Source organism: Anaerovirgula multivorans (assembly GCF_900188145.1).
GTDB classification, from domain to species: domain Bacteria; phylum Bacillota; class Clostridia; order Peptostreptococcales; family Natronincolaceae; genus Anaerovirgula; species Anaerovirgula multivorans.
In genome coordinates, this window is sequence record NZ_FZOJ01000048.1 from 1 (window position 1) to 23,294 (window position 23,294).

Consider the following 23,294-nt stretch of genomic DNA (forward strand, 5'->3'; position numbering starts at 1 on the left):
CACAAAGTAAGCTGTTCGAGTACATATACTCGAACAAAAAATACCGTAGTTTCGGGGCTTATAGCCCCGTGACCACGAGTTTTAGTGAGGAGGAATAAAAAATGAAAAAGGTAGTTGCATTAATTTGTATCATAAGTTGTGTGTTTACGATGTTTGTAAGTGCTTTTGCAGCAGAACAAGAAGAAATTACTCTGAATGCTTTAGAAGAAAGACAAGGATTAAAAACAGTAGATGAAGTTCCAGAAGGTCTTGAGCCAATTGAGTTAGAAGTAGAAGAAGCAGATGACTTAGATGAAATAAAACCATATTATACAGAGTATGTATCTTTTGGAAGAATTGCTGTAAGGGAAACTAAAACCATTAAATCTTTAGGTTTTTTGAAGAAAGGTACATTATTACAAGCCACTAATTCTGCTTGGACACCTAGTGCTTCAGATATAAGTGTTAGATTTAGAGGGCCTGGTGGAACTTATGGATCAGGTTCTACAGTTTCAGTCAGAGCGTGGGAAGATGGTTATTATTATTTTGAAGTACTTAATTGGGGACCACATACTATAACAGATGGTGGTGCAGAAATATCATATTAATCTGTTGTGCTAAATAAGCTGTCAACTTAAAAATTATTATCTTTATATTTATCTTCGTTCAAGTACTTTGTAAATTTTCGATTATTATTCTAGGCTAATATAAGGAAAATCTGCAATACAGAGAAGCCATCAATTCAAAGTGACATATCTATTACCCGTTTTGTTATACACAGAACGGGCAAGCTCTTTTTAATAGAGTGTCGGAGGGACGGGGTTGTTGACAACATCTACTAAGCTGTAGTAATCTAGAATAGGAGGTGTTCAATATGCCTAGAAAAGCAAGGGAAAAAAGTGAAAGCGGAATATATCATATAATGCTAAGAGGAATAAATCGACAAACTATATTTGAAGAAGATGAAGATAACAGAAAGTTTTTACAAACTTTAGAACAATATAAAGATAAATGTGGATATAAAATATATGGCTATTGTCTTATGGGAAATCATGCGCATCTACTATTGAAAATTGGTGAAGAACCACTAGAACAGGTAATGCGTAGGATATGTGGAAATTATGTATATTGGTATAATTGGAAATATCAAAGGATAGGAAATTTATTTCAAGATAGATTTAAAAGTGAGCCGGTGGAAGATGATGTATACCTTTTAACTGCTCAGAGATATATACATCAAAATCCAGTTAAAGCTGGTATCATTAAAGCGATTGAGAAATATAAATGGAGCAGTTATCATGAATACCTTGGAGAAGTGAAACTAGTTAATGTTGATTTTATACTTAAGCTATTGAGTACTGACAAAGAAAAAGCAATAAAGAGGTTTATAGAATACAATAATGAGTTGAATAATGATATTTGTTTAGATATTAATGAAAATAAACGAATGATAGATCAAGAGGCAAGGGAAATAATTAGAAAAGTATGCAATATAGACAATACTATAGAATTACAGCACTTTGATATTTCAATAAGAGACAGGTATCTAAAAGAATTAAAAGAAGAGTATCGTTTATCAATAAGACAAATTGAAAGATTGACAGGTCTTAACAGAGGTGTTGTTCAAAGAGCTTAACATGTCAAATAATGATCCACCAGCTTAGCTGGTGGTATTTCTATTTTGAAGAAGATGAAGATAACAACAATGCGCCAACAACTCCGTTCCTGTGATATAACAAATAGGATTTTATCGAATATAATAGCATTTTATCGAACTTTTATTCCAATTGGTAGCTTATTATGTTATTTTTATGCTAAGTTAATATAATATTCGACACTGAGGTGATAAAGATGGGAAGAATTCTGATTGTGGAAGATGATCCTATTATTAGTAGAGGCTTAGCAAAAATCGCGGACTCTATTGATCATGATTTAGAACTTATAACCACTGGATATGGAGAAGAAGCACTACGCTATGCAAAACAGGGTGATATCGACGCATTCTTTTTAGATATTCAATTAAAGGATTATTCGGGATTGTTGCTAGGTAAAAAGATTCGAAAAATAGATGCCTATCAATTAACACCGATAGTATTTATTACAGCTATCCCCACCAAAGAATTATTGGCCTTTAAAGAGGTGCATTGTTATGATTACATTGTAAAGCCCTTTAGTGAAGAAGAAGTTAAAAAAGTTTTTAAGACAATCATTTATCATGGTATAAGTGAAAAAGCAAATAAAGGTTCAGTACTTAAATTAAAACAGAAGGAGTACACCTATATTATTCAACAAGAGGAAATCATTTATATAGAGTCAATGAATAGAAAATTATCAATCAGAACCATCGATGGTGAATTTACTGTTTCCACTTATACATTAAATCAAATACTAGATGAACTGACAACAGGTTTTGTACAGTGTCATAGAGGATATATTATCAATAGCAGTTATATAGAAAAAATTGATAAGGCAGATAATCTAATTTATTTAAAAGAAAAAGATATCCCTATCCCCCTAGGGAGAAAATATAAAGAAGAGCTGATGGATAAATATTGATGACATTATTACAGACAGTGATGATGTCCGTGTTTGATGTCGTAGGCTATGTGATTATCTCTAAAAACTTATTAAGAAGCAGGGGGAAAAAAGCGATATACTATCTGAGATATGTAGTTATATTTTCTGGAGTTACCGCTCTATTTACTATAAATATATCACAGGAGTATACGATGTTTCTTAACGGTTTAGTAATACTCTACATGTTGTATTTATTATATAAAAGAGAAATCATTGAAACGATCTATCTTTATCTATTGAGTACAGTAATTATCTTATCCCTACAGCTATTGAGTATCATCATATTAGGGTTGTTAGGTACTGGCATTGAATATACCTTTTGGAATGGAATGCTGGCTCAGATTTTAGCAATCCTTCTGGTAACATTGGGAAGTTACTATTTACCAATTCATTTGATGTTTGAATTTTTCTTTAAAGATAATAAAGTTTTTAAGTTCTTGGTAGCCAATTTATTTGTTGTATTGCTTACAGTATTATTTTACTGGCATATTGATATTGGAGGAATGATAGAAAATATTCTTAGCATAGCCATTCTTTCTACAGGAATTATTTTTGTCAATTTTGTCTTATTGGACAGTGGATTAAAAAACCAATACGAAGAACAGCAGTTGAAAGTGTACGAGAAATATTTACCGGTGATTGATGAGTTAATCAAAGAATTGAGAAAAAGACAGCATGAATTTGACAACCATATTCAAGCAGTAAGGATGCTTGCCTTTACCAGTACAAATTATCAAGAAATACTGAATGCAATGAAAGAATATACAGAAGAACTTGAAATCAAAAATGACTTAGGTCCTCTTATTAAGCTGGAAAATAAATTACTGGCAGGATTTTTATATAGTAAGAAAAAGCTTGCTGAAGAGTTATCTATTGATTTTCAGATCGTAATTCAAGAGTATTATTTTTCTAGTAAATTAAAGGATTTTGAACTGGTGGAATTGTTAGGCAATCTTATCAATAATGCTTTTGAAACGGGTATCGACAGCAACATAGTAAAAGTTATCTTGTCTAAAGAAAAAGATATGTATGTTATTGAAGTTAGCAATAAACATCCATATCTAAACCAGGAAAAGATAAATATTCTTTTTAAGAAGGGTTTTTCCACCAAATCCAATAAAGATAGAGGCTATGGTCTATATAATCTGAAGGAAATTGTCAATAAATACAATGGAGAAATAGAAATTACAAACGAAAAATATAAAGATGAAAATTATGTTGTTTTTAAAGTGTTAATCCCTTAGTGGCTGAGGAGACTGTTTAAAAGCATTTGGACAATTTGGTTCTCCCCAAAACAAAACACAGGTGATTTCATAAACAAATAAAGGTGAGATAAAAATCAAGAAGCTACAAAGCATGCCCATTATTCTTTTCAAGATTGCTGTTTTGCTTTTCATAAATCAAAACCCCCTTTCCAATAAATAATTGAATAGATTGTAATGTGATCACCCATATGGAATGAATGAAGTATGGGTGTTTATTTGTTAAAAAACACATGAAAAAATGAAAAGAGATAATAACCATACTAAAGCACTTAAACTTAAGGATTTTTCCAGGCGGATGAACCGGTCTTGTCTTTGCAGGAATAGGTGCCAATGAAAGCATTGTCAGCCCAGAAAAAAGAAAGAAAATAACAGCACCGGAAAAATCAAGGGGGATAGCATCCGCCAGAAAAATAGATAAATAAAAGAATGCACCACTAAAAAGGATGCAACCTGTATAGGTTTTAAAATGCAAACCTCCGGTAAAGGGACGAAGAAGAGATAGAGTGAGAAAGCAATATAGAAAATTTACCGGGGCATCCAATAAACTAAAGACAAGAAACAGAAGAATCAGCTTGGAACAATCGTTAAGGATAATCTCCAAAGCATATCTTAGCTTCTGGCGATCCTCTTCACCAAGAGCAAACTCTTTCTGAAAATACCTATCCATTCGATTTACCACTATTTTTATCAAAATCATCACCTGATTTCATCAATACTTATATTATGATGCTAGCATAAATTTCTATTTTGTAAATAGCAAATGGACAAACGACACTTTTATCTGCGTGAACAACAATTTTTCAAAAAAATGTTGTTCACGCAGATAAACATACCGTTTGTCCATTTCCTATTGTGGGATTAGATATGGGGTGGTAGTATGGGGGTGAGATAGGAAAAGAAGAATTAGGATTTGCGGGTTATAGTACTGATTATAGATTAAGGACGTGGGAAATAAAAGCAATATATGCTATCGAAGCACAAGAATATACAAATAATAAAGCTGTAGTTCACCATGACGTATGGGGGCATTTATATTCTATGGCTTATCCAGAGCATGAAGAAGGAAATGGACAATTCACCCTATCCAGTGCAACTGTTTATGAAGATTCTGAATTAAAATATACACACTATCAAAACCAATTTTCAAAATATGAGTATATATCTGATCCAAGGTGGATCGTATACTTAGCACGTGAAAAATGGGTATATGATAGCTACTGGAAAAGCAAGAGCACAATTTAGGTTTAACAACGCCAATTTTTATCCTGTATCTTTTAATGGGTGGAATGCAACTTTAAGCCATACGTTTTAAAATATACAATATTTATGAGGAGTGAAAATATTATGAATAGAAAAAGAGGTTCAACTATGAATTTTGTGAAACAATAATATTTCCATAAATTTCATTACCATATTAATGGTAAAAAGGGTGCAAAAAATCCGATTCATCCCTTATCATTTTAAACACCAATCCAAAATCGATAAGGGGGTGAATCGGATGAATACTAACTATGATATTATCCGAAATCTAATTGGATTGCAAGGCTTAGAGATAATTTATACCAATGTAAATAATGGCATATTTGAAGTGTTCGCAAAATCTGCATTTGATTTTGCTAAATGTCCCCATTGTAGGCATATTACCTACTTTACCCTTACTTCAAAGGAAGATGTTGCCTCATTCCTAGCCTATTACAAAGATCTAGTGGCTGAATATGATATTCCCGAACTAGAGAAATTTGTAAAGACCCTTGATAATTGGATGGAATACATTCTAAATTATTATGATTACCCTATATCTAATGGTACTACCGAAGGCAATAACCATAAGGTTAAAAACATAAAACGTAGAGCCTATGGCTATCGGAATCGTAGTAATTGGGAAATTAGGGTTAAGTATGAATTTCAATGTGCCTAGAGTTTAGCTTTCTTCAAAGGTTTAAAGATGTATAGGGAAAGTCTAAGTTTTTATATTACTATAATTTTCCTTTAAATTAATAAAAATCATCACTAGTCAAATCTATGAAGTAGAAGAAAATTAAGGTCTCTAGATATATGAATATTTTTCCTGTAAATCATGCATTGACAGGATAGGTGTACATGATACCACAAAATTTATTGGTGAACCTGATTTATTTTTATTTGATAAGGGTTATCCTTCAAAAGATATTTTTTAGAAAAATTGTTGTTCATGCCGATAAACCTGCTGTTTGTCCATTATCTATTGTGGGATAAGGGATGAGTTGGTGGTATAGAGGTGTAAGTAAGGAAACATAAAGTAGGAAATACAGATTAACTTTAAAAGGGAGGTTTAAGATGAACTTATTACAAGATTACAAAAGGTTTAGAAACGAAATGTTTGATATAGTTACATTTTCTGTGAATGGCAAGATGTTTTTATTTGATACTAATACAGTATTGTTCGGTATTATTGATAACACATTTATTCAATGCATAGAATTTATATGTGAGAATCTTAAAAAAAGTATTCTTACAAATCAAGATTTAACCATTCCGGAAGTCATAAAGGAAGACTTGGAAATTTTTAAAGATTATTATTCTAAGGGAGTAATTGGTAATAGAGTATTAAAAGAATTCAATGATACCACATTGACTGACACTCAAAATGTTGTATCAAGTTTAACATTAGATTTAACATATCGATGCAATATGAATTGTACGTACTGTTTTGCAGAGGGAGGAAGTTATGGACAAAAGAGCCAAGATATGAGTCTAGCCGTAGCAATTAAATCAGTCAAAGCTCTACTTGAAACTCCATCTAAAAAAGTTCATGTGAACTTTTTTGGAGGAGAACCACTTTTAATGATAACCATGATTAGGCAGATTATTGAATATGGAAATAAATTGTCTGAAGATTTAAATAAGAAAATTACTTATGGTATGACTACTAACGGTCTTTTGCTGACAAAGGAAATTATTGAGTTTTGCAATATTAACAACGTTGGAATTATGATTAGCTGTGATGGATTAAAAGAGATTCAAGATAAAATGAGACCACTCAAAAATGGTGGAGGATCATTTGCTATTTTAGAACGTAAAATGAAACTACTAAATTCACTACGATTGAGAACAACTGTAAGGGGAACTATTGTCAAACGCAGCTTAGGTAGATTGAAAGATACATACACTCATTTTATAAAGCATGGTTTTTCAAATATACATTTTGCATCGGTTTCAACTCCAAGTTGTAATAGTTATGGATTGGATGTTGTTGATTATATTGAATATTTCAAAGAGCTATGTACTCTTGAACCAATAATTTATGAAGAACTAAGAAAGAATGGAGTTTCAAGGTTAGGATATCTTAAATATGCATTTGATATTTTAGATAATAAACATATTAAAAGAAACTATTGTGGTGCGGGCAGTAGTTCATTGACAGTATCACCAGAAGGCAATTGTTATGATTGTCATAGGATGGTTGGCAAAGAATCTTCATATCTTGGTAACATTTTAGATGAAAATTTCATGAATAATCATGCAAAAGCTCATTTGAATAATCTTCTTGAGGAAAGCTGTCGTAGTTGTTTGGCAGTTAGCTTTTGCAAAGGTGGATGTTACGCTGAAAAAGCAACACAGAGTCATGAAATTTGGAATGCTATATGTGATTTCAATAGAAATATGGTATTTTTAGTACTTAAGTTATATGCACTTCGGTATTTAAATCAAAATGATGAAATATTCGCTATGGGCACATAACGCATGAGTAAAGTTGATATTAATGGCCATTAATATAGATTATAGGAAAGGAGAATTGTTATGTCTTTCAAAGCAGTTAACGGTGACAACCCACCGGTAACACCTAATGCAGGTACATGTGAGGTTACATTTGGTCTTGTTAATCTTTGCGATGTTCCTTGTATCGACGTTTGTTTAACAGAAGCGGAACTACCACCTAAATGTCCTGTTGCTGATTTTGGTCATCACTCCACTGAATTTGGTGATTAAAACTGCATATGATAAGCTGGTTTAAAGAGTTTGGATTTGTAAAAGAGCAGGTTTTTCTATGATTCCTGCTCTTTTATGATTCGTTTCGCATTATTCATAAGCAAAAATAATCGCGTGATTTTAGAGTCAAATTAGTTTGTAATTTCCGATAGATTCCAAAATTCTTTATTTGCTATGCTTATCCCTAATTTGCTGAACACATAGAAAAGTTTATATAGTAGATACATGGAAGGCTGTATCCCTATGTGTTAGGATAGTTATCGTATAGAAAAAAGTGTATAATGAAACTGGGAAAGTAATTCGACGAGAGTTAATATGCCAAAAAAATCAACTTATTAATAATGAAGCTTGGAACTGTGAGTAGAGCCTTAATTCCAATAGAATAAGCAAAGCTATAGAAGGTACATCACAGCATCTACATACCAAAACATAGAAGCATAGCTTGACTACGACTTCGTTATTCAAGGAGGTTATATGAAATCACTAAAAAAAGTCTTAATTATAATTATAACGCTTATTCTTATATTCGTGGGATTTATTGTGATAAATATTTTTCTAATGCCTATGCATACACGTTATGACATAACGAATGAAGAATATCCTTATTGGCATATTAATCAAAACTTTACACTCCAGATTGAAGAAGGGGAAGTGAAGAGGAAGGTAGTTGTTGCAATAGTTGACACGGGTACAGATACCGTTGATTTTCCATATCCTAATATATTAGAAGGGAAGAACATTTTAAATCAGAATAATATTACAACTGATCGACATGGTCACGGTAAAGTTATATCTCACTTGGTTGCTTCCCCTACACTTGGAATAAACAAGTACGCTGACATTCTACCTGTCAAAGTACGAAAAATGATGAGAGACAATCCTAAACATGTTTCAATGGGCATAAGATGGGCAGTTGATCATGGTGCTGACATCATTAACCTTAGTATTGGTAGAGAAAAAACGAAATATAATAAGCATGAAGGTTACTTCGATGGTGTAGATTATGCATTAAAGAAAGGAGTGTTACTTATTGCATCATCTGGTACAACTGGGAATTCAGTATATTATCCAGCAGCAATTGATGGTGTCATCAGTGTAGGTGGCATTGACAAAAACCACAAATATCATTCTAATATAGACCCAGAAAAAATAGATATATTTGCTGTAGATACTAAAGAAAAGGTAAGTTCAAGTTTTCCAACTGCAATAGTTTCAGGTGCGGTATCTTTAGTCATGACGCTTGATGATAGTATATCAGCTCATAAAGCAATGGAGATTATATTAGAAACTGCTGATGTAGAAAACATTGATGGAAAAGAAGTTAAGATTTTAAATGTTGATCGGGCTATTCAATTCATAAGAAAAAAAGAAAAATAATATAAAATCCCAAAAGTGTATCGTGGTAGGTTTGTGTTTTATGGAGACAATATTTAAAGAAAATATATTAGAAAGGAAAAAAATGATGGATTATATATTTATTTCATTATATAAGGTGATAATATGCAAAATATTTTTCGTCACATTGGTCAATTTAAATACAAACTTATTTTGCTATATATTGGTATAATATTAATATCATTAATTTCATTGTTTCAACCTTTGCTTTTTTCAATATTCATAGATGGTATTGTAGATCAGGTAAGATACTTAAGAATTATAAAAATTATCTCATTAATAACTATAATCAATTTATTATCAATAATTTTTAAGTATGTTATAGGTATTAATGAAAAAAAATTGTATAACAAAATTAATTATAGCTACCTTGTGAGTTTAATAAAACATATTCAAAAGATACCTTATAGTAATTTTCTAAAACATGACCCAATTTATATATCGAATAAGATAAAAGAAGATTCTACTAAGGTGATGTCTTTTATTGTAAATCAATTACCTTCAGTACTGATGAATCTAGGGCAAATAGTATTTGCATTGTTTTATTTAATTAAATTAGATAGCTTATTTATTATTGTGATAAGCGTATTTGTTTCTTTCTATTTGTTATTGTATTTTATAATCAAAAATCCTTTATTTGAAAAATATTACTCGCTAAGAGAGTCTTCAGATAGATTTGAAGAATCGTTAGTATATCAATTTACAACTATGAAATTAGTAAGAATAAAAGCTTTATATTTCGAAAGCCTGAATACTTTAAATAGTAAATTTAATCTAATGTATGATTCCAATATTTCTTATACTAAGCTGTCTCATTTGTTTAATTCATTGGATAATATAATCAGTACCCTTTTCACTGTTACAATAATGGTCATATTTGGGAGAAAAGTTTACTTAGGAGAAATTACTCTAGGTCAGTTTACTGCAATTCAAATATATTTTACGATGATTTTAAATGCATTAAAGTATTTTATTGCTTTTTTTAAAACTTATCAAGAATTTAAAGTGTCATATATCAGGGTTAATGAATTTTTGAGAATCGAAAAGGAATATAATGGTAACGAAATATTGGAAAGCATAGATAGTATATCGTTATCTGATTTAAGATTCACTTATGATGACCTGAATAGAGAAAATGAGTGTTTTGATTTTTGCAATCTATCTTTAAAATTTTCAAAAAACAATATATATCTAATAAAAGGAAGAAATGGTAGTGGAAAATCGACATTACTTAATATAGCTACGGGTTTATTCAATACAGAAATTCAAGGAGGGCACGTAAAGTATAACAATAAAGATTTGAAATATCTAGATATGTATGATACAAGAAAAAGGTTCATAGGTTATATAGATCAAATTGCTTATAGCAGTAGTGATTTGGTATTAGATTACCTAGCAAATGATAAGTATCTAAAATATAACTTGGAAGATAAAGAGGATAAGGACTGTAAACTTAAAAATTATAATAAGTTAAATAAAATAGTAAATGAAAGAATTAGAGAGTTAAAGCTTGATAAATATTTTTCTTATGAAGAAAATATTCTTACTAAAAAAATATCAGAATTATCAGGTGGTGAAAGGCAGAAGATAAACATAATCAAAGAATTTTTGAAAAAGCCCGATGTAATCTATTTTGATGAACCAAACACTGCTTTAGATACACAAAGCATAGAAGACCTAAAGTTATTGTTAAAAGATTTTAAAAAGAATTTCATATTTATTATTGTTACGCACGATAAACACTTTGATAACATAGCTGATCATATTATTGAGATAAAAGAGACTGCCAAGAGAACATCTTGATTGCCAAGTTGTAACTGGTAAAATAAAATGGAGAGATTTTGGCAAACAAAAACCGAGAGAAATTTCCAGTAAACTACAATAATATTATCTTCTCTGATAGAATGAAATAGTTCTTGACATCAGAGGGGGAATGGAATTGAAGGAGTGGAATATGTTTGCTGAAATTAAAAAATATAAATCTATGGGTCTAAAAAGGACTCAGGTAGCAAGAAAGTTAGAAATAGATTACAAAACAGTCTCAAAGTACTGGGAGATGATGCCGCAAGAGTTCGCAAAATTAAGACAAGCAGCTGAATCTAGAGAAAAGAAGGTGGATAAGTATAAGGACTTAATCGTAGAATGGCTAAAGGAATATAGGGATTTATCAACTTCTCAAATATATGATTGGCTACAAGAAAGATATGTGGAATTAGATTTTAAAGACAGGACATTAAGGCTTTATGTTAACAAAGTAAGGGAAGAATATAATTTATCAAAAGAAAAGAACATACGCCAATATGAAGAGGTAGAAGAGCTTCCTATGGGCTATCAAGCGCAAGTGGATTTAGGGCAAATATGGCTCCATAGGCCTGATAGAACAAAGATAAAGGTATATTGTTTTTCAATGGTATTGTCTCATTCTAGGTATAATTCATAGGCGTTAACTTAAGCTACATTTTGGTAATTTATTTTGGGCAAATAATATTCCTGTAATAATTCTAGAGTTGTTTTTCTTTTGCGTTTTTCATGTAAAGAGTGTTTAGATATTCTAGTAAGGATGTGGTAAATTTCTTGGATAGCTGTTAAGCTTAAATTGATATTTTCACTAATTGTTGATGCTTCATCAGCCCAAAGCTTTATAAACAGCAGCATACTTATCCCTCTTTGGTGTAAAGTATATATTTCGATGTAAAAAGCACTATACATTAAAAAGGCTATACAAATTGCTGTTAAACACCCATAAATTAGACATTCTAGCTGATAAAGTCCACAATTTCCTAATTTGTCTATGTTTAAATAACTCTTACATGCTTTAAATACAAGCTCTATCTGCCATCTGGCACGGTACAGATCGCATACTGCTTCGGCGGATAGCATATTTTTATTTGCATTTGTAATTATGATATTAAATGCCAGTAACTCAATTTCTTTAGCGCTTAGTTGTTTACCTTGGGATTTAGCCTTCTTCCTGGCTTTTCATCTACGTTCATTGACAATTTCATCGGGCAGACGAATAGCAACCAAACGACACTCCAGCTGTTTTTTTATATCCTACGCCTATAAAGACAGTTGTATCAACAAAATTGTGTCCTGTTAATATTTCACTTAAATCAACTTGTTTCATTTCACCTGCTTTTTCTAGGTAAACAGCAGTATTGCTACGAATACGGCTTAAGTAAAAGTCACCTTTCTTTGAAAGATTTTCAAAAAATGTTTTGCTAAAATAGCCTAAATCAACAATTAGCAATTCGCCTTTATTCATCATAGAAAGCAATTTCTTTGTATAAGTAGTATCGCTTCCTGGAGCCCTAGTTAGCTCTAGGCTTGAGAAAGAACTAGATATTAAGCTGTAAATACCTTGTATTTTTAATGCTGACTTTGCATTGCGTCCACCTAGTCCAGGCCAGATATCTGCTAGTTTATCAGGTAAAGAAATTTTCGTACTATCACATATTTTAACATCTTTGAATTGAGATAAAATTTCAGCTGTTTTTGTTGGAACTGCTTTTTGCAAAGTGATTTTCATAGTATCCATGAATATATGTTGCAAAAATCCAGATATAGCAGGTAATCGATTGTATATTGCATTTTTAGTAATTCTAAGTCCTGGCTGTATTTTTTCACATTTTGATGCAATCTGCTTTAAAGAGGGATTAGGGGTATTAATTAACCCAAAGATAAAAACTTTTACTATTGTATCAGGTAAAATATCTCTTTTTCGTTTAAGAAAACCTGTATTAATAGCGATTTCCATAATTTTAGCATTACTAAAAAAGCGAATAAAAGGTATAATAAGTGATGAAGATATCTTCATGGGAATCTCTCCTTTGTGATTGGTAGTCACTTTGAGATTCCCATTCTTTATGCTTTTTTGCAAATGTAATTTTTACCTTGGAATAACATGGGTTAAGTTAACGCCTATGATTTCTAATTATAATTAGATGTGAACACCAATCCTTTTATGTAGACAATCATATTTGATTGGTGCATAGAGGTACTAAAGTTTTAAATAATTTTTGTTTTTACCCTAGCAGATTAATTCATACTCTATCGAGTTAATAGAATGAAAGTTCTCATCTAAACTTTAGGAGGAGCATAACTGCCCCTAGGGGCACCGTTGATAATTAGAATAGTATTGTATATATTGATGATATCCTAATAAATATACTCAAAATAGCAACTAGAGTTCATAACCTAATACCTAGGGCTAAATCTAAATTTATATTTTTGAAAAAAACCTCAATCATGGCTATGATAATAGTATCATTACCATTTACAAGGTTTCGGGTTTAGCAGCTTCATAGGAGTCTAATTTTATTAAATCAATGAAATGATGAGCTCCAGTAACATTATTTGATTGAATTGCTCCAATCACTAAGTTGCTAAATAATGATTTAAGCTCTTAGTGTTAGGACAATTTTTCTAAAAATCTACCAAAAGTTGATTCTGGTGGAATCTAACAATAGGTATAACCTTGTAATCTTGAGAACTTTTAGAATTACTGAGTTTGCTTAAAGAGCTAGCTAATCTTGATACGTCTATTTGAATTAAGATCCTTTATAATTTGGTTTCTTGCTGAAATTTTATGATTTACTCAAAGGAAGTTAACGCTTAGAGGATTACATACTGTGATAGATGAAATCCGTAAAGAGCATACGCTTATGTTAGGCTATAATCATAATTCACATAGAATTATTGATAGCAATCCAATACCTGTTTGTAAGTTTGGTAGAGCACGCTTTCACAGAAATTTTAGAGGTCTTGGTGCAACCTATAGCAATTGTCCTTCTAAAAAGGAAAAATAGCAAAGTTTAATATCCAAAAGCTTTAAGGTAACTTATCTTTAAACCAAGAAGAAGGATTGAAACCACAGTTTCTCAGCTAACAGAACAACTCAATATAGAAAAAGTGTTAGCAAAATCCCTATGGGGTTTAAAAACAAGAATCAAAACTAAGCTATTAGCTTACAACCTTTGTCATTTTATCAATGGAGTATTAGGTAAAGACAGTGATTCGGCTAAAATTAAAGAACAAGTATTTGGATAATATATCCACTTGTTAGAGCAGTATCAAGCTTAAGGAGTATTATGACTTTCTTGACTACCATAATATTCCTGACTAAGAATTTTATAAAGTAGCACAACCAGTTAAATTAATGATTAAGAAATATGAGGTTTTCTTAAATAATAATCAGACTAGGAAGGAAGTGTATATAGTGAGAAAAAACAAAAAAGCTATCTTTCTGTTTAGTATATTTTTGGCTTTAATAAGTATGCTATTTTTCTTAACTAATAATTTTAATACTAATGAACAATCAATTATAAAGTTAATTAATAATAACGAGGCAGAAAATACTAAGATTTTATATATACAGAAAGTTAAAAGAGGTGCCATTGTATTTTCGCAAATACCTAGTATAGAAAATATTGAAATTAACTTTTTGGCTCAAAGATTTCTCAATTGGTATTTAGTTGGTAAAGGGCAGTTAATTATTAAGGATACAGAATATAGTGATTGGTGGGGTTTTTCAAGAAATAAAATTGGGAATCAAAGTTTCAACATATGCTATGGAGCTGTTGAAGCTACTAAGGTTAAAAATATTAATATTAAAGTTTTGGATGAGACAAGTAATAACGTGCTAATTCATGAAGATAATCCCAATACTATTGAGGTTGAAGGTAAAAAAATATGGTTTTTAGATATTCCGACAGAATTAAGATTTATTGATGTAGATATAAAATACGAAGTAAATAATGAAATAGCCATGATAAAAATATATATAATTCCTGCACCTTAACTTAGAATACTAGTGAAAATACATGTCAAGGAGATGGAGTTACTGACAACATTTTCTAAGACATGGTAATATAAAATAGGAGGTGTTCGATATGCCTAGAAAAGCAGGAGAGAAAAGTACAAGAGAAAAAAGTGGAAGTGGCACGCATTAATATAGTTTCAAAAGAAATGGAGAAGACTTGAGCATGAAGCTATTAGAAATATAGAAGTGATATGGTTGTTAAGGAAACTACCAGGAGCTAGACGAAGAAGATAAAAAAGAAAATTGTGATCGGAAACCCAATGCTCAAGAGATAACCAATAGGATTAAGGAACTCAATGAACGAAAAGAGAAATACGAAGAATACAAAAAAGAGCTCAAGAAAAAGGGAGAAAATGAAGTATCTACTACAGATCCTGATGCAAGACTTATGAGCAATAACAACAATAACGTAGATGTTAGCTACAACGTACAGACCACAGTAGATGCTAAGCATAAATTAATTGTAGATTTTAAAGTATCCTAGAAACCAAATGATTTAGGAAAACCAAGGGGAAGGTTCTACTGGTTAAGACCTTTCTAAATTTATTATAGCAAGAATTTGGGAAAAGTGAATCGGTATATATAATATAATTTTACGAGGAATCAGTGGAGAAATATATTGAAAAGATTAAGAGAAGGATTATTTACAAGGCAAATATGAAACTTAACAAGTATCAGTAGAGGTGCTGTTTTAAAGACTTGACCAAGAGAACCGGCCCCTTGGCCCTTGGCACCCTTTAAATTTAGTTTTTGGTATTAAATTATTTGGTACTGGAGGTGTCTATTATAAAAATATTTAGGATACTATTTATTCTTGTTGTTGTTATATCTATCATTGTAATGATTAACTATAACTCTACTACTACAGATAGATTTTTAGACTTCTTGGATGATATTAAAAATTGGTCCGCAGAGGGGTCGATACAAAACATAGAAGTGATTAATTATACACAATCGGAAACTGAGATTGAATTAATAACTGAAAAAGAAATAATAAATGAAATAATTCTATTACTTTTATCTTCTGAATATAATTCCAATGGTAATATATATTTAAAATCTGATGATATTTTATATCAAATTTCAATAACTAGATCTGGATATAATACTGAAGTGCCTATATCTTTTACTATTGAATTTATTGTTTATAATAATATATCTTATTCTATGGATACTATTACAATGAAAAATTTAGTGGAATTATTTAATAGTCAGTTAAAGTTTTAAGTTTTATCTTAAATTTAATCTATTGAATAATTATAGATAAACAAGGTAAGAAACTAAGTGGACGGTTCGGGACCAGTGAAAAACTGCAAAACCAAGAAAACCGTCCACTTGGCATATCTCCTTGGCACCTATGCATCAACTCGATGTTTTTATAACTTCACTAAATAATTTAACGAAGAGGTGTAGAAGTGAAAAAAACAAATCATTACATTTATATATTGTTAGTTGCTATTTTTACCGGTATTTATATATTAGCTTTATTTTTTACGAAAGAATTACCTTTTCAATATTTAACAATTGTTAATTTGGCTTATGCGGCAATAATAATATTGATCTTTTCTATAAAAATTTTTTTTGATAATAAAAATAATAACAAGTTGATAGGTATTTTAGGTGTATGCACTTTTCTTTTTTTAATAATAAATTTAGTAAAAATGATTATGTTTTTAGCTTGAAAATTAGTTTTACAGAAAACCAGAAACCAAGGGGATGGTTCTACTGGTTAAGACCTTTCTAAATTTATTATAGCAAGAATTTGGAAAAAGTGAATTGGTATATATAATATAATTTTACGAGGAATCAGTGGAGAAATATATTGAAAGGATTAAAAGAAGGATTATTTACAAGGCAAATATGAAACTTAACAAGCATCAGTAGAGGTGCTGTTTTAAAGACTTGACCAAGAGAACCGTCCAATGTCATAAAGCTAAATATACAAAAACTGGAATATGTTAATCTAAATAAAATATATCAAAAATTATAAAAAGATGCAAAAAACACTTGACTTTTTGATGGTGCCCGAATAATCGAGATGGATACCTTTTTATTGGTATATCTTCTTAATTATTGGGTGATATGGATATTGAAAAATTTTATGACTGCTCTTGAGATAGCAAGAAAATAAATTAATGATTCTCTTTTCATGATTACTAACAGAACAAAAAGTACATATTTTACAAAAAATACTGCTAAAATGAATTTTAAGGATGCAATATACTTCATTTTAAATAGAAAAAAATAAGTGAATAATTCAAGCCTATCAAATATTAGTCCCCGGTGCTTTGATGGAAAGTTAGGTAAGCTTTTGCTATAGAAAGATGTGGAAATCTACATCTTTCTTTTTAAAAATGCTATAATAATATTAATTTTATTAAAGGAGGTGATCATTTGAAAATTTTGTTGGTTGAAGATGATAAAACAATTGCCTCTGGTTTGGAGTACTCTTTAGAAAAGGAGAGCTTCACTATAGTTTTATGCCATGATGTTGCATCTGGGAAAAAGGCCTTAGCAGGAAACGAATTTGACCTATGTCTACTTGACGTTTCTTTACCAGATGGGAGCGGCTATGAGTTATGCGAAATGATAAGAGGAAAAGGCGATACACCCATTATATTTTTGACTGCCTGTGATGATGAAGTCAATGTGGTTATGGGACTTGATATGGGTGCCGATGATTATATAACGAAACCCTTTCGTATCCGAGAGCTTATTTCCCGTATAAAATCAGTATTGCGAAGATATCATAAGGAAGATGGTTCAAATGGTATTCTTCAAGTAAATAATTTACGAATACACACCCTTGATGCAAAGGTCTATAAAGAAGGTGACGAAGTTAACCTTACTGCATTAGAGTATCGTTTATTATTGACTTTTGTCAACAATAGAGGACAGGTTCTATCTCGAAGTCAACTTTTAGAAGGAATCTGGGATGTAGCAGGAGATTTTGTAAATGATAATACTCTAACAGTGTACATTAAAAGAATACGTGAAAAGTTAGAAGATGATCCTCAAAAACCTGCCATTATTAAAACGGTACGTGGACTTGGATATAAGGTGGGTGATTAATATACTTAGAAATAGAGAAATTCGAATTTTACTTACGGTTATGATAGGCATATCAGTTATAGGAGTTATTCTAACGGTTATTTTAAACCCTATGGCAGGGATTATAGTTTTTCTAGTTGCCGCTTTGTTAATATCTTGCGTTATTTTATTTACCATAAGAAGATATAAGGAAATCGAAAAGCTATCTGGATATTTACGCTCTATTATTAATGGAGATTATTCAATGGATATTAGGGATAATGAAGAGGGAAAGCTGAGTATTTTAAAAAATGAGATTTACAAGGTTACCCTTATGCTTTCAAAACAAGGTGAATTTTTAAGAAAAGATAAAGAAGGACTTGCAGATGCTCTTTCTGACATATCTCATCAACTTAAGACGCCCCTTACCTCGATGATGGTTATGACAGATTTATTAAGTCAAAACAATTTAAAATCAGAAAAAAGAATGGAATTTACTAAAAATATAGAAATACAGCTTGAGCGTATGGAGTGGCTTCTCACATCACTATTAAAGCTCTCCAAAATAGATGCTGGTACAGTTACATTCAAAAAAGATAAGGTATTGGTATCGGAGCTTATTAAAAAAGCAGTGAGTCCATTACTTATTCCGATGGAGCTAAAAGAACAGAACTTAGTCATAGAGGGAGATGCAACTACATCATTTGTTGGAGACTTGAACTGGACGATAGAAGCACTCATCAATATATTGAAAAATTCCATAGAACACACGGAAAATGAGGGAACAATCTCCATTTTTTTTGAAAAAAATCCACTATACACTGAAATAAAAATATCAGATAACGGTGGTGGCATAGAAAAAGAGGACTTGCTTTATATTTTTAAACGATTTTATAAAGGTAAAAATGCAAGCGAAGGAAGTGTGGGTATAGGCCTCGCCATGGCTAAGAGTATTATTGCTAGTCAAAATGGAGATGTAAGTGTCAAGAGCAAGAAAAATGAAGGCACACAATTTAGTATAAAGTTTTATAGGAAGGGAAGTGACTAAATTGTAATAAATGGGTCACTGTAAAGTCATTTTAGGCAGATATACTATAGTCATCATAAGAAATTAGGAGGTTTTACAATGGAAATAGTAAGAGTGGAAAATCTGTCTAAACAATATGGCAGCGGTGAAACAGTAGTAAAGGCACTTAATGATGTATCCTTCTCTGTGAAAAAAGGAGAGTTTGTTGCAATCATGGGTCCGTCAGGCTCAGGAAAATCTACTTTATTACACATGCTTGGAGGTGTGGATAGATCTACAAGTGGTAAAGTCCTTATAGACAATACAGATATCTATAATTTAAATGAAACACAGCTTGCCATCTTTAGACGCAGGCAAATTGGACTTATCTATCAATTCTATAATCTTATTCCTGTACTTAGTGTAGAAGAAAATATTACCCTTCCACTATTACTTGATGGACATAAGGTTGATAAAGAGCAGTTCAATCATATTATAAATATACTTGGCTTAGGAAATAGGCTGTATCATTTGCCTAATCAGCTTTCAGGCGGACAACAGCAAAGGGTGTCTATTGGAAGGGCTTTAATAAGCAACCCTGCTATCATCCTGGCAGATGAGCCTACAGGAAATCTTGATAGTAAAAACAGCAATGAAATTATTGAGCTGCTTAAAATGTTTAACAAAACCTTCAGGCAAACACTTATTGTTATTACCCATGATGAGCAGATTGCATTACAGGCCGATAGAATCATTGCAATCGAGGATGGGCAGATTACTAAAAATGAGGTGATCCGTCCATGAATATCGTAAATAAGCTGACCTTAAGGTAGTTATTATTAAATAAAAAACGAACCCTTGTCACTATCATAGGCGTAATCATCTCTGTTGCAATGATTACAGCAGTAGCGTCACTAGGTGTTTCTTTTATGGATATGGTGAGAAGACAAACCATATCAAATGAAGGGGAATGGCATGTTCTTTATGAAAATGTAAATAAGATGCAGTTAGAGGCGATAAAAAATGATGAAGAGACAAAAGATGTAATTTTAAGTAGAGATACAGGCTATGCCTTCTTAGAAGGAAGTCAAAATGATAATAAACCATATATTTTTATTAGAGAGTATAACGAAGAAGGCTTTGAAAACTTCCCCATTGAACTGAAGGAAGGAAGATTTCCAAAAAAAGAGAATGAAATTGCGATCTCTGAAGCGATCATAACCAGTGCAAAAGTTAATTACAAAATGGGAGATGTTTTAACCCTTGATATTGGTCAACGATATGCTAAGGATGAGCAAGGTGATAACATGATATTGTCACAAACCAGTCGATTACGAAAATCCGAAGGGATACTTCAGGAAGAATTGATCAAAGAAAATACAAAGACCTACACAATTGTAGGTGTCATAGAACGCCCTACCTGGGAACCTACCTGGTCACCAGGATATACAGTATTGTCCTATATTGATGAAAATATCATGAGTTCACAGGGAAAAGTAAATGCATCTGTTATTCTAAATCACATTGACTCTGGACTGTTTGAGCACGGGAAAAAATTAGCATCTGAGAATGGTATAGAGAGCGTAGGTTTTAATTATAATTTATTGACGTACTATGGCGTTGTTGCAAATGATAGAGTTAGAAATATGCTGTTTACCTTATCTGCTATTATTATGGTTATCATCATGATAGGATCTATATCTCTGATATACAATGCCTTTGCTATTTCTGTGTCAGAACGTTCTAGGCATTTAGGTATGTTATCAAGTGTTGGTGCTACGAAAAAACAAAAGAGAAATTCTGTATTTTTCGAAGGTGCTGTTATTGGAGGGATTAGCATTCCCATTGGAATTATAGCGGGACTTGCAGGTATAGGTGTCACATTTATGCTTATCAATTCTATGCTAAAGGAAGCATTAGGCGTATCAGAAAGTCTTAGATTAGTAGTATTACCAGCAACAATTTTGGTTGCGATGCTGGTTTCTATCATCACTATCTTGATTTCAACCTATATACCTGCAAAAAGAGCATCAAATATTTCTGCTATAGATGCAATTCGTCAAACAGCAGATGTGAAGATTACAGAAAAAGAAGTGAAAACATCAAAATTAACAAGAAAGATATTTGGTATAGAGGGTGAGTTAGGCTTAAAGAATCTTAAAAGAAATAAGGCTAGATATAGGGCAACAGTACTTTCACTAATTATAAGTATGGTTCTGTTTTTAGCGGTTTCTTACTTTACATTCAGTCTTGAAAAATCTCTCCTCCTAAGTCAAGATGGAGTTAATTATGATATAACGGTATATTTTTATGATAAAGATAGAGAAAAACAAGAGGATATGATTGGGAAAATCACCTCCTTAGATAACATATCAGAATCTAATTATATTGCTACCCTTGATGCTGGTACTCGGATTGAAGAAGATGCAATGGCTGATTATTTAAAGGGAAACCACGAAAATATTTTAGAAAATGGGAAATATCCTTATCATATCTCACTTAAAGCATTGAATGATGAAGCTTTAGAAGCTTATGCAAAAGAAGTTGGTGTTGATTTTACGAAGTTATCAGATACAGAAAAACCTTCTGCAATCGTCATTGATACAATAAAGTATGAAGAGGCACAGACAAATAAATACGTTGAAACAAAGGCTGTCAAGACAAAGATAGGAGAGAAGTTGGATCTTGAATTTTATGATAGTGAATTTGAACAATATATGCCCATTGAGTCAGTAGAAATAGCTACTCTTACAGATAAAGTTACTATGGGAATTTCTTCTGTCGGTTTTATGGGTAGTTTTAATATGATTGTATCAGAGGATGTCTTTAATAAATTTGTAGAAGACAATAAGAATATGATTGAGAGTACTAATACAACACTATTCTTAAAAAGTAACGATCCTTTAAGCCTTCAAGAGGATATTGAAGAAATTCAAAAATCATATGAACAATATGGTATGTCTATTTACAACGTATATATGGCTAGACAGCGAGAAGAACAAATGATTGTAATCATGTCAATATTCACCTATGCCTTTATCTTACTCATCACCTCAATTTGTGTAGCAAATATCTTTAATACCATATCAACTGGTATTGCACTTAGGAAAAGAGAGTTTGCTATGCTGAAGTCTGTAGGGATGACATCGAAGAGCTTTAATAAAATGATAAATTACGAAAGCATATTCTATGGCATAAAAGCACTGGTATATGGGCTTCCAATAAGCTTTGCTATGATGTATTTGATTTACCGAACACTTATGATGAAATTCAGATTTGGATTTGAGATTCCTTGGGTGAGTGTTTTTATTGCAATAGCAGCAGTGTTTATAATAGTTGGAGTAGCAATGCTTTACTCAAGTAAAAAGGTTAAGAAAGAAAATATTATAGATGCACTTAAGCAAGAGATTATATAATTTATAGCCAAAATGAAGGCAAACATTAAGAAAGAACCTAGAAATAGGTTCTTTCTTAATGTTTGCGAGACATGTTGCCGAGCCGATGGTTTGAAAGAAAACCTGCCACCTAGCTAATGGGAAGACAAGCTGTAGGCAAGGGCGTTTTCGGCGACGAAAGGGTCTGAAGGAAGCTGATGGCGGTTGCTGGAACGGAACGCAAGTGAACCAGGGCTGGCATATATGGTGGATAACCCTTTATTAAGTGGGAACGTCCTAAAATTAGCTTAGCCATATGTGTTATGATGGTTGTTTTAGTAACCGGCGAAGCAACTTAACCTCGGAAGTACTGTGCTCGAAACTGTAGGTTTTACCTGCAAGCAAAAGCAAGAGGTGAAATGAGGGTGCAGTATGCAGATGAAGCCGTAGACACAAAACCAACGGTTCTACTGGTTAAGACCTTTCTAAATTTATTATAGCAAGAATTTGAAAAAAGTGAATCGGTATATATAATATAATTTTACGAGGAATCAGTGGAGAAATATATTGAAAGGATTAAAAGAAGGATTATTTACAAGGCAAATATGAAACTTAACAAGCATCAGTAGAGGTGCTGTTTTAAAGACTTGACCAAGAGAACCGTCTACCGCCACTACTTCTTTACCAAAAAGATTCCATTCATTTAATAGACTGACAAAGTATTTAAATGCTTTATTTATGGCATCTTTATTGTTTTTTCTAAATTCGCATATAGATCTATCATCAGGTGTTAATCTCCTTAACAGCCACATTAGTTCTATATTTGTTTGAGTTGTTTTTTCTAACTTTCTTGATGAAGTAATTTTGTTCATATAACC

At 31.6% G+C, this 23,294-nt stretch carries 21 protein-coding genes and 2 pseudogenes; 19 read left to right on the plus strand and 4 right to left on the minus strand.

Annotated elements, in window-relative coordinates:
• Positions 1-101: 101 nt before the first annotated feature.
• From CHB72_RS23715 to CHB72_RS23730, 4 genes are all read left to right on the plus strand, one after another.
• The gene (locus tag CHB72_RS23715; protein WP_089285350.1) at positions 102-587 is read left to right on the plus strand and encodes a hypothetical protein; all 486 of its coding nucleotides are present in this window, start codon (positions 102-104) and stop codon (positions 585-587) included.
• A gap of 266 nt (positions 588-853) precedes the next feature.
• Positions 854-1,615, plus strand: a complete 762-nt coding sequence (locus CHB72_RS23720; protein ID WP_089285351.1) for a transposase — start codon at positions 854-856, stop codon at positions 1,613-1,615.
• A 215-nt stretch (positions 1,616-1,830) separates the two neighbouring features.
• Complete coding sequence (locus tag CHB72_RS23725; protein ID WP_089285352.1) at positions 1,831-2,535, plus strand: LytR/AlgR family response regulator transcription factor; 705 nt, start codon at positions 1,831-1,833, stop codon at positions 2,533-2,535.
• Positions 2,535-3,800 carry a sensor histidine kinase gene (locus CHB72_RS23730; RefSeq protein ID WP_089285353.1) on the plus strand — a complete coding sequence of 422 codons (1,266 nt, stop codon included), beginning with the start codon at positions 2,535-2,537 and terminating at the stop codon, positions 3,798-3,800. Before CHB72_RS23725 ends, CHB72_RS23730 begins: the two co-directional genes overlap by 1 nt.
• 103 nt (positions 3,801-3,903) lie before the next feature.
• Here the strand turns inward: CHB72_RS23730 and CHB72_RS23735 are convergent, their stop codons facing one another.
• Positions 3,904-4,512 (minus strand): accessory gene regulator ArgB-like protein, encoded by a 609-nt coding sequence (locus tag CHB72_RS23735; RefSeq protein WP_207652638.1) that lies wholly within the window; start codon positions 4,510-4,512, stop codon positions 3,904-3,906.
• 347 nt (positions 4,513-4,859) lie between these two features.
• Between CHB72_RS23735 and CHB72_RS23740 the strand changes: the two genes are divergently transcribed.
• The 7 genes from CHB72_RS23740 (at position 4,860) to CHB72_RS23770 (ending at position 11,625) form a co-directional block, all read left to right on the plus strand.
• Positions 4,860-5,063 carry a hypothetical protein gene (locus CHB72_RS23740; RefSeq protein WP_089285355.1) on the plus strand — a complete coding sequence of 68 codons (204 nt, stop codon included), beginning with the start codon at positions 4,860-4,862 and terminating at the stop codon, positions 5,061-5,063.
• A gap of 256 nt (positions 5,064-5,319) precedes the next feature.
• Positions 5,320-5,739, plus strand: coding sequence for a transposase (locus tag CHB72_RS23745; RefSeq protein WP_176431581.1), 420 nt, complete (start codon positions 5,320-5,322; stop codon positions 5,737-5,739).
• Positions 5,740-6,137: 398 nt separating this feature from the next.
• Positions 6,138-7,541, plus strand: a complete 1,404-nt coding sequence (locus CHB72_RS23750; protein WP_089285357.1) for a radical SAM/SPASM domain-containing protein — start codon at positions 6,138-6,140, stop codon at positions 7,539-7,541.
• A 60-nt stretch (positions 7,542-7,601) separates the two neighbouring features.
• On the plus strand, positions 7,602-7,790 hold the full coding sequence (locus CHB72_RS23755) for a hypothetical protein (protein WP_089285358.1): 189 nt from the start codon (positions 7,602-7,604) through the stop codon (positions 7,788-7,790).
• 474 nt (positions 7,791-8,264) lie between these two features.
• Entirely contained in the window at positions 8,265-9,167 is a 903-nt protein-coding gene (locus CHB72_RS23760; RefSeq protein ID WP_089285359.1) for a S8 family peptidase, read from the plus strand.
• A gap of 123 nt (positions 9,168-9,290) precedes the next feature.
• The gene (locus tag CHB72_RS23765) at positions 9,291-10,988 is read left to right on the plus strand and encodes an ATP-binding cassette domain-containing protein (RefSeq protein ID WP_089285360.1); all 1,698 of its coding nucleotides are present in this window, start codon (positions 9,291-9,293) and stop codon (positions 10,986-10,988) included.
• Between the two features lie 136 nt (positions 10,989-11,124).
• A complete protein-coding gene (locus CHB72_RS23770) occupies positions 11,125-11,625 on the plus strand; it encodes a transposase (protein ID WP_176431584.1) in 501 nt (166 codons plus the stop codon).
• 8 nt (positions 11,626-11,633) lie between these two features.
• Here CHB72_RS23770 and CHB72_RS28420 read toward each other — a convergent pair whose 3' ends face one another.
• Positions 11,634-11,840 carry a hypothetical protein gene (locus CHB72_RS28420; protein WP_408606590.1) on the minus strand — a complete coding sequence of 69 codons (207 nt, stop codon included), beginning with the start codon at positions 11,838-11,840 and terminating at the stop codon, positions 11,634-11,636.
• 71 nt (positions 11,841-11,911) lie between these two features.
• Positions 11,912-13,002: pseudogene (locus CHB72_RS23775) on the minus strand (IS4 family transposase); the annotation flags it as partial.
• Positions 13,003-13,780: 778 nt separating this feature from the next.
• On the opposite strand from CHB72_RS23775, the pseudogene CHB72_RS27595 reads away from it, so the two are divergent.
• The 8 genes and pseudogenes from CHB72_RS27595 to CHB72_RS23810 all read left to right on the plus strand — a co-directional run.
• Positions 13,781-14,234: pseudogene (locus CHB72_RS27595) on the plus strand (IS982 family transposase); the annotation flags it as partial.
• Between the two features lie 169 nt (positions 14,235-14,403).
• Positions 14,404-14,985, plus strand: a complete 582-nt coding sequence (locus tag CHB72_RS23780; RefSeq protein ID WP_089285361.1) for a hypothetical protein — start codon at positions 14,404-14,406, stop codon at positions 14,983-14,985.
• Positions 14,986-15,771: 786 nt separating this feature from the next.
• Positions 15,772-16,233 (plus strand): hypothetical protein, encoded by a 462-nt coding sequence (locus tag CHB72_RS23785; RefSeq protein WP_089285362.1) that lies wholly within the window; start codon positions 15,772-15,774, stop codon positions 16,231-16,233.
• A gap of 188 nt (positions 16,234-16,421) precedes the next feature.
• Complete coding sequence (locus CHB72_RS23790; protein WP_089285363.1) at positions 16,422-16,688, plus strand: hypothetical protein; 267 nt, start codon at positions 16,422-16,424, stop codon at positions 16,686-16,688.
• Between the two features lie 712 nt (positions 16,689-17,400).
• Positions 17,401-18,078, plus strand: a complete 678-nt coding sequence (locus tag CHB72_RS23795; protein ID WP_089285364.1) for a response regulator transcription factor — start codon at positions 17,401-17,403, stop codon at positions 18,076-18,078.
• On the plus strand, positions 18,071-19,084 hold the full coding sequence (locus CHB72_RS23800; protein WP_330397124.1) for a sensor histidine kinase: 1,014 nt from the start codon (positions 18,071-18,073) through the stop codon (positions 19,082-19,084). Before CHB72_RS23795 ends, CHB72_RS23800 begins: the two co-directional genes overlap by 8 nt.
• 78 nt (positions 19,085-19,162) lie before the next feature.
• The gene (locus CHB72_RS23805) at positions 19,163-19,846 is read left to right on the plus strand and encodes an ABC transporter ATP-binding protein (protein WP_089285365.1); all 684 of its coding nucleotides are present in this window, start codon (positions 19,163-19,165) and stop codon (positions 19,844-19,846) included.
• Positions 19,847-19,908: 62 nt separating this feature from the next.
• Positions 19,909-22,458 (plus strand): ABC transporter permease, encoded by a 2,550-nt coding sequence (locus CHB72_RS23810; RefSeq protein WP_278277901.1) that lies wholly within the window; start codon positions 19,909-19,911, stop codon positions 22,456-22,458.
• Between the two features lie 509 nt (positions 22,459-22,967).
• Here CHB72_RS23810 and CHB72_RS23815 read toward each other — a convergent pair.
• Positions 22,968-23,294, minus strand: a 327-nt coding sequence (locus tag CHB72_RS23815) for a transposase (protein WP_141131578.1), incomplete at its 5' end; no start/stop codon positions are given.